This window comes from Streptomyces sp. CBMA156, from assembly GCF_014596515.1.
Taxonomy (GTDB): Bacteria; Actinomycetota; Actinomycetes; order Streptomycetales; family Streptomycetaceae; genus Kitasatospora.
The window spans coordinates 1-7,220 of record NZ_MSJQ01000060.1 but is presented as its reverse complement, the minus strand read 5'-3'; the positions used below and the strand labels follow the sequence as shown (position 1 = coordinate 7,220).

The window sequence follows — 7,220 nt, the reverse complement described above, 5'->3', positions numbered from 1 at the left end:
TGGGCCGCCGCCGACTCCGGGTACGCCCCGCTGCTGCCGCGCCTGCCCGAGCGGCTCGCCCGCTGCCACGACCTGCGGCTGGTCGAGGCGCTGCTGCTGGGCCACGAGGGCCGGTTCGGCGCACCCCGCTCGCTCGGCGCCGCCTGGTGCAGGCTGCGCGGGCTGCCCGTCCCCGAGGACCTGCCCGAGCCCGGGCTCGCCGACGCGGACGACGGGCAGGACACCCTCTTCGCCCCCGACCGGCTGCAACTGCCGCCCGGCGCCGACCCGCTGGCCGCCGTGGTGGCCGTGCACGCCGAGCAGCAGCGCCGGATCGCCGCCATCACCGACCCCGCGGCCCGGCAGCGGTTCCGGCTGCTGGCCGCCGCCGAGTCGGCCGGCGCCCTGGTGGCCGCCGAGATCGCTCACGACGGCCTGCCCTGGCGCGCCGACGTCCACGACGGGCTGCTGACCGAGCTGCTCGGCCCCCGCCCGGCCGTCGCCGGGACCCAGCCCAGGGTCCTCGCCGAACTCGCCGTCGAGCTCCACCGGGCCCTCGGCGCCAAGCCGTTCAACCCCGACTCGCACACCCAGGTGCTGCGCGCCTTCGGCGAGGCGGGCATCCAGCTCGGCTCCACCCGCTCCTGGGAGCTCAAGGGCGTCGACCACCCGGCGGCGCGGCTGCTGGTCCGCTACAAGGAGCTGTCCAGGATCCACGTCGCGCACGGCTGGGCCTGGCAGGACGCCTGGGCGCGCGGCGGCCGGTTCCGGCCCGAGTACGTGGTCGGCGGCGTGGTCTCCGGCCGCTGGGCCAGCCGCGGCGGCGGCGCCCTCCAGATCCCGCGCATCCTGCGCCGGGCCGTGGTCGCCGACCCCGGCTGGCTGCTGGTGGTCGCCGATGCCGCCCAGCTGGAGCCCCGGGTGCTCGCCGCGCTCTCCCAGGACGCCGGACTGGCCCGCACCGCCGCCGGCGGCGACCTGTACGAGGCGCTCGCCGCCAGCGCCTTCCAGGGGGACAGGGACAAGGCCAAGCTGGGCCTGCTCGGCGCCATGTACGGGCAGACCAGCGGCGACATCGGCCCGCTGCTGAACACCCTGCGCCGCAGCTACCCGGCCGCGATGGGGTACGTCGAGGCCGCCGCCCGCACCGGCGAGGACGGCGGCGTGGTCGCCTCCAGGCTCGGCCGGGTCTGCCCGCCGGCCTCCGACGACTTCCTCGACCTCACCGAGGCCGACACCGCGGGCGAGGCCGGCGGCCGCACCGCCCGCGCCCGCGGCCGGTTCACCCGCAACTTCGTCATCCAGGCCAGCGCCGCCGACTGGGCCCTGGCCCTGCTCGCGGCGCTGCGCCGACGGCTGAACGAACTTCCGGCGGCCGGCCCGGCGGACCGCCCGCACCTGGTGTTCTTCCAGCACGACGAGGTGATGGTGCACACGCCGGCCAACCTCGCCGACGAGGTGGCCGCCGCCGTCGCCGGGGCTGCCGACGAGGCCAGCCGGCTGGTGTTCGGCGACACCCCGGTGCGCTTCCCGCTCAGCACCGCGGTGGTGGACTGCTACGCGGACGCCAAGTAACCGCAGCCGCCATATAGCCGCAGCCGCCGAGCAGTCACGGACACCAAGCAGTCACGGACACCGAGCAGCCGCGGCCGCCGGGCGGCTACAGCTTCCGGAAGGAGCGGGCGTCCTCGGCCGCCGCGACCACCTCGGCCAGCGCCGCCCCGGTCGAGGCGGTGACGGCGGCGGCCACCGCGCCCTCCACGAACGGCGCGTCCACCAGCCGCACACCCGGACGCGGCTCGTCCTCCAGCACCGTGACGGCGGTCAGCACCGAGCTGCCGAGGTCCGGCAGCACGACCACGCCCGCCCCGGCGTCGGCCTGCCCGACCGCCGCGGCGATCAGGTCGTAGCTGGTGCCGAGCCCGCCGTCCTCGGTGCCGCCCGCGACGACCACCCGCACGCCGTCCGAGGCGAGTTCGCCGAGCAGCTCGCGCAGCCCCTCGGCGAGCCGGGCGCTGTGCGAGACCAGAACAATGCCCACGTTCTCACTCATGCGGCCGACCCTAAGGCCGGAACCGGGTACTCCGGGAGGGTGATCGGAATCCCGCGTGTCGCACCTCGTGCCCGGCACCCCCGTCTGGCGTAGCGTCGGGGCAGCAGCGTCCGCCGCGGTAGAGGGAGCGAAGAGCGTTGAAGAAGCTGATCAACACCCCGGAGAGCGTCCTGGAGGACGCGCTGGCCGGCATCGCCGCCGCCCACCCGGAGCTGGCGGTGGACGTCCCCAACCGGGTGATCACCAGGGCCGTCCGCCCGGCCGGGCCCAAGGTCGCGCTGATCTCCGGCGGCGGCTCCGGCCACGAGCCGCTGCACGGCGGCTTCGTCGGCCCCGGCATGCTCGACGCCGCCTGCCCGGGCGAGGTGTTCACCTCCCCCGTCCCCGACCAGATGCTGGCCGCCGCCAAGGCCGTGGAGACCGGCGCCGGCGTGGTGTTCGTCGTGAAGAACTACACCGGCGACGTGATGAACTTCGAGCTCGCCGCCGAACTAGCCGCCGAGGAGGGCCTGGAGGTCCGCACCGTCCTGGTCAACGACGACGTCGCGGTCGAGGACTCCACCTGGACGGCCGGGCGCCGGGGCACCGGCGCGACCGTCCTGGTCGAGAAGACCGCCGGCGCGCTGGCCGAGCGCGGCGCCCCGCTGGACGAGGTGGCCGCCCTGGGCGAGCGGGTCAACGCCGCCTCCCGCAGCTTCGCCGTCGCGCTCACCGCGGCCACCGTCCCGGCCGCCGGCAAGCCCGGCTTCGACCTGCCCGAGGACGAGATCGAGGTCGGCGTCGGCATCCACGGCGAGCCCGGGCGCCGCCGCGAGAAGCTCCGCCCGGCCCGCGAGCTGGCCGCCGAGGTGGTCGAGACCATCCTGACCGACCACCACCTGACCCCGGGCGACGAGGTGATCGCCCTGCTCAACGGCCTCGGCGCGACCCCGCTGCTGGAGCTGTACGTGGTCTACGGCGAGGTCGCCGCCAAGCTCGCCGAACACGGCATCACGGTGGCCCGCAGCCTGGTCGGCAACTACGTCACCAGCCTCGACATGGCGGGCTTCTCGCTCACCCTCACCAAGGCCGACACCCAGCTGCTGGAGCTCTGGGACGCGCCCGTCGACACCCCCGCCCTCAAGCGCTGAGCCGAAGGAGACCCGATGGACCCCGACATCCGGCAGTTCGACGAGTTCGACACCCCGGCGGCCGAGGCGTGGATCCGCGCGATCGCCGCGGCCGTCGAGAAGGAGCAGTCCCGGCTCACCGAGCTGGACTCCGCGATCGGCGACGGCGACCACGGCAGCAACCTCCAGCGCGGCTTCACCGCCGCGCTGGCCGCCCTGGACGGCCTCCGGCCGGCCGGCCCCGGCGCCGTCCTCACCAAGACCGGCACCACCCTCATCTCCAAGGTCGGCGGCGCCTCGGGGCCGCTCTACGGCAAGGCCTTCCGGGCCATCGGCGCCGCCCTGCCGGAACCGGCGGACCCGGCCGCGCTCGCCGAGGCCCTGTCGGCCGGGCTGGACGCCGTCCGCCTCCTCGGCAAGGCCGAAACCGGCGACAAGACGATCGTGGACGCCTGGACCCCGGCCGTCGCCGCCTTCCGTGCCGCGGCGGCGGCCGGGGCGGGCCTCCCTGGAGCCGCCGCGGCGGCCGCCGACGCCGCCGAACAGGGCGCCCGTGACACCGTCCCCCTCCAGGCCCGCAAGGGCCGCGCCTCCTACCTCGGCGAACGCAGCGTCGGCCACCAGGACCCGGGCGCCACCTCCACCGCCCTCGTCTTCCGCGCCCTCGCGGACGTCACCGCGGGCTGAGCCCTCCCCCTCCTCACGCGGTTCGCCGGGCGTCCGCCGCAGCCCGGCGAACCGTGCGGGAAGTGCCCGCCGGAAACGGTTCCCTCACCCGTCCGTCCGCGCGATCAGCAACAGCAGCGCGTCGTCCCGCAGCTCCCCACCCGTGTGCGCCAGCAGGTCCGCGTACACCCGCCCGACGGCAGCCTCCAGCTCCCCCGCCGAGCGCGAGGCTCCCCGCACCAGCGGTCCGACCCGCTCCGCCAGCGGATAGAACTCCCCGCTCACCCGGTGCCGCGCCTCGATCACCCCGTCCGTGCAGAGCACCAGCACGTCCTCCGCCCCGAACGGCAGCCCCCAGGTGCTCGGTTCCCCCGCCGCCAGCCGGCCGAGCCCGAGCGGCACCCACGGGTCCGGCGCGTGCAGCACGTGTGCCCGCCCCTCGCCGTCCACCCGGATCGGCGGCACGTGCCCGTACTGGAGCAGCTCCATCGCCCCCGGGGTGCGGAACTCCGCGAACAGCGCCGTGGTGAACTCCCCGTCCGGCACGTGTCGTTCGACACTGGCCTCGATCCGCGCGGCGACGCCCCGCAGCCCGGCCTCGTCGTACGCCGCCTCGCGGAACGCGCCCAGCACCACGGCCGCGGTCTGCACCGCCGCCAGCCCCTTGCCCCGGACGTCCCCGACCGCGACCCGGGTGCCGTGCGGCGTCTCCAGCACCGAGTACAGGTCCCCGCCGATCCGCGAGGCGTCCGCCGCCGACACGTACCGCACCGCGAGCCGCAGCGGCCCGACCGCGGGACCGGGCAGCCGCAGCAGCGCCCGCTGGGCGGCCTCGGCGACGGAGCTGACGGCCGCGAAGGCCGCCGCGCGCCGCATCCGGACCTTGGCGACCCAGGCCGAGAACAGCGTCAGCACGACGTAGCTGATCATCGCCCCGTACAGGAAGCGGGCGTCGTTGATGTTGTCGACCTGGTCGTGGTGGCTGAGCCCGAACACCGCGAGCAGCCCGAGCGAGCAGACCAGGAGCAGCTCGCGGGGCTTCAGGGTGAGCGCCGCGACCGTCGGCACCACGGTCATCAGCGGGGCCAGGTAGCGGTCCTGGCCGGACAGGAAGTCCGCCAGCGCGACCAGCAGGACGGCGACCAGCGCGGGCGTGGCCCGCCGCCAGAACGGGACGTCCTGGAGGTCGGCGGCGAGCAGGGCGCCGCGCTGCCGGTCCGGCGGCAGTCCGGCTGCCTTGGGAGCCGAGGGTGACTGGGCGCGGTGGGGCGGAAACACATACCGAACATAAGGGACGATCACGGACGAGGCCCGACCGGCCCCGGGTCCCTACGATGTGAAGCATCCCCCACCACTCCCGGGAATACCCCCGATAGGTATGGTGTCGAACAGAGAGACAGCGCCGACACCGCACCCCGGGCGACCGCCCGGACGCCCAGACCTCCCGGAGGCCCCGATGTCCAGCACCATCACCTACACCGTGTCCGGCATGAGCTGCGGCCACTGCGAGAAGGCGATCAGCGAGGAGGTCTCCGCCCTGGCCGGGGTCACCGAGGTCGCCGCCGACTCCGGCGCCGGTACCGTGACGATCTCCTCCGCCGCCCCGTTGGACGACGAGCAGGTGCGCGCCGCGATCGACGAGGCCGGCTACGAGCTGGTCGGCCGCAGCGCCTGAACCACCCGGTGCGGCGGGGGCCGCCGGAGCGTCCCCCGCCGTCCACCCGCACCAAGGAGCTGATCCGCATGAGCACGTCCGCCCCGGACGTCGGAGCCCGGGACCGGGTCGAGCTGTCGATCGGCGGGATGACCTGCGCCTCCTGCGCGGCCCGGATCGAGAAGAAGCTCAACCGGATGGACGGCGTCGAGGCGACCGTCAACTTCGCCACCGAGAAGGCCAGGGTCGACTTCGGCCACGGAACCACGGTCGAGGACCTGATCGCCACGGTCGAGCGCACCGGCTACACCGCCGAGCTCCCCCCGCCGCCGGCCGCCCCCGAACCGGCCGCCGCCACGGCCCCGCGCGAATCCGGCCCGGGGTACCCCCACCGCGACCGGCTGCTGATCAGCGCCGTCCTCGCCGTCCCCGTGGTCCTGCTGTCGATGGTCCCCGCCCTCCAGTTCACCGACTGGCAGTGGCTGGCCTTCGCGCTCACCGGCCCGGTCGTGGTCTACGGCGGCCTGCCCTTCCACCGCGCCGCCTGGACCAGCCTCCGGCACGGCGCCGCCACCATGGACACCCTGGTCTCGCTCGGCACCCTGGCCGCCTTCGGCTGGTCCTGCTGGGCGCTCTTCGGGGGCCGCGCCGGCCTGCCGGGAACGCACCACGACTTCTCGCTGTCCGTCGGCGACACCGACGCCTCCTCGACGCTCTACCTGGAGACCGCCGCCGCCGTCACCGTGCTGATCCTGCTCGGCCGCTACCTGGAGGCCCGCTCCAAGCGCCGGGCCGGCGCCGCGCTGCACGCCCTGCTCGACCTCGGCGCAAAGGACGTCGCGGTCCTCCAGTACGAGGGGGGTGGGCGCGAAGCGCCCTCGGACAAGGGTGGCGGTGGGCGACCGGCCTGGCGGGAGGTGCGGCTGCCGGTGGACCGGCTGACGGTCGGCACCCGCTTCGTGGTCCGCCCCGGCGAGACGATCGCCACCGACGGCGTGGTGGTCGAGGGCGGCTCCGCCGTGGACACCTCGATGCTCACCGGCGAGTCCGTCCCGGTCGAGGTCACCGTCGGCGACGCCGTCACCGGCGCCACCGTCAACGCGGGCGGGCGTCTGGTGGTCGAGGCCACCAGGGTCGGCGCGGACACCCGGCTGGCCCGGATGGCCAGGCTGGTCGAGGAGGCCCAGAACGGCAAGGCCGCCGCCCAGCGGCTGGCCGACCGGATCTCCGCAGTCTTCGTCCCGGTCGTCATCCTGATCGCCCTGGCCACCCTGGTGGTCTGGCTGCTGGCCACCGACAGCCCCACCGAGGCCTTCACCGCCTCCGTCGCCGTGCTGATCATCGCCTGCCCGTGCGCCCTGGGCCTGGCCACCCCGACCGCGCTGATGGTCGGCACCGGCCGCGGCGCCCAGCTCGGCATCCTGATCAAGGGCCCCGAGGTGCTGGAGACGACCCGCACGGTGGACACCGTCGTGCTGGACAAGACCGGCACCGTCACCACCGGCCGGATGACCCTGCTCGCGGTGCACACCGCCGAGGGCGTGGACGGGGCCGAGGCGCTGCGCCTGGCCGGCGCCGTCGAACACGCCTCCGAGCACCCGATCGCCCGGGCGATCGCCGAGGCCGCCGCCGGGGCGGGCGGGCTACCCGCCGTCGAGGACTTCCGCAACGTGCCCGGGCGGGGCGTGCAGGGGGTCGTGGCGGGCCGCACGGTGGTCGCCGGGCGCGAGGCCCTGCTGGCCGACCGCGCGCAGCACCT

The 7,220-nt window shown here is 75.5% G+C and carries 7 protein-coding genes; 5 read left to right on the top strand and 2 right to left on the bottom strand.

Annotated elements, in window-relative coordinates; all coding sequences use genetic code 11:
- A partial coding sequence (locus BU198_RS04510) for a bifunctional 3'-5' exonuclease/DNA polymerase (protein WP_188295520.1) occupies positions 1–1,554 on the top strand: 1,554 nt, incomplete at its 5' end.
- An 85-nt stretch (positions 1,555–1,639) separates the two neighbouring features.
- Here the strand turns inward: BU198_RS04510 and dhaM are convergent.
- Positions 1,640–2,032 carry a dihydroxyacetone kinase phosphoryl donor subunit DhaM gene (gene dhaM / locus BU198_RS04505; protein WP_188295519.1) on the bottom strand — a complete coding sequence of 131 codons (393 nt, stop codon included), beginning with the start codon at positions 2,030–2,032 and terminating at the stop codon, positions 1,640–1,642.
- Between the two features lie 137 nt (positions 2,033–2,169).
- Here dhaM and dhaK point away from each other — a divergent pair, with 137 nt between their 5' ends.
- Complete coding sequence (dhaK, locus tag BU198_RS04500; protein ID WP_188295518.1) at positions 2,170–3,162, top strand: dihydroxyacetone kinase subunit DhaK; 993 nt, start codon at positions 2,170–2,172, stop codon at positions 3,160–3,162.
- Between the two features lie 15 nt (positions 3,163–3,177).
- Positions 3,178–3,828 carry a dihydroxyacetone kinase subunit DhaL gene (dhaL, locus tag BU198_RS04495; RefSeq protein WP_188295517.1) on the top strand — a complete coding sequence of 217 codons (651 nt, stop codon included), beginning with the start codon at positions 3,178–3,180 and terminating at the stop codon, positions 3,826–3,828.
- Positions 3,829–3,912: 84 nt separating this feature from the next.
- Here the strand turns inward: dhaL and BU198_RS04490 are convergent, their stop codons facing one another.
- Entirely contained in the window at positions 3,913–5,085 is a 1,173-nt protein-coding gene (locus tag BU198_RS04490; RefSeq protein WP_317619958.1) for a PP2C family protein-serine/threonine phosphatase, read from the bottom strand.
- A gap of 178 nt (positions 5,086–5,263) precedes the next feature.
- Between BU198_RS04490 and BU198_RS04485 the strand changes: the two genes are divergently transcribed.
- Both BU198_RS04485 and BU198_RS04480 read left to right on the top strand, forming a co-directional pair.
- The gene (locus BU198_RS04485; RefSeq protein WP_188295516.1) at positions 5,264–5,482 is read left to right on the top strand and encodes a heavy-metal-associated domain-containing protein; all 219 of its coding nucleotides are present in this window, start codon (positions 5,264–5,266) and stop codon (positions 5,480–5,482) included.
- A gap of 68 nt (positions 5,483–5,550) precedes the next feature.
- On the top strand, positions 5,551–7,220 hold a 1,670-nt coding region (locus tag BU198_RS04480), incomplete at its 3' end, for a heavy metal translocating P-type ATPase (protein WP_188295515.1).

Excerpts from the sequence above, each read along its gene's own strand:
- dhaM (WP_188295519.1), bottom strand. The coding sequence starts at position 2,032 with ATGAGTGAGAACGTGGGCATTGTTCTGGTCTCGCACAGCGCCCGGCTC.
- dhaL (WP_188295517.1), top strand. The coding sequence starts at position 3,178 with ATGGACCCCGACATCCGGCAGTTCGACGAGTTCGACACCCCGGCGGCC.
- BU198_RS04485 (WP_188295516.1), top strand. The coding sequence starts at position 5,264 with ATGTCCAGCACCATCACCTACACCGTGTCCGGCATGAGCTGCGGCCAC.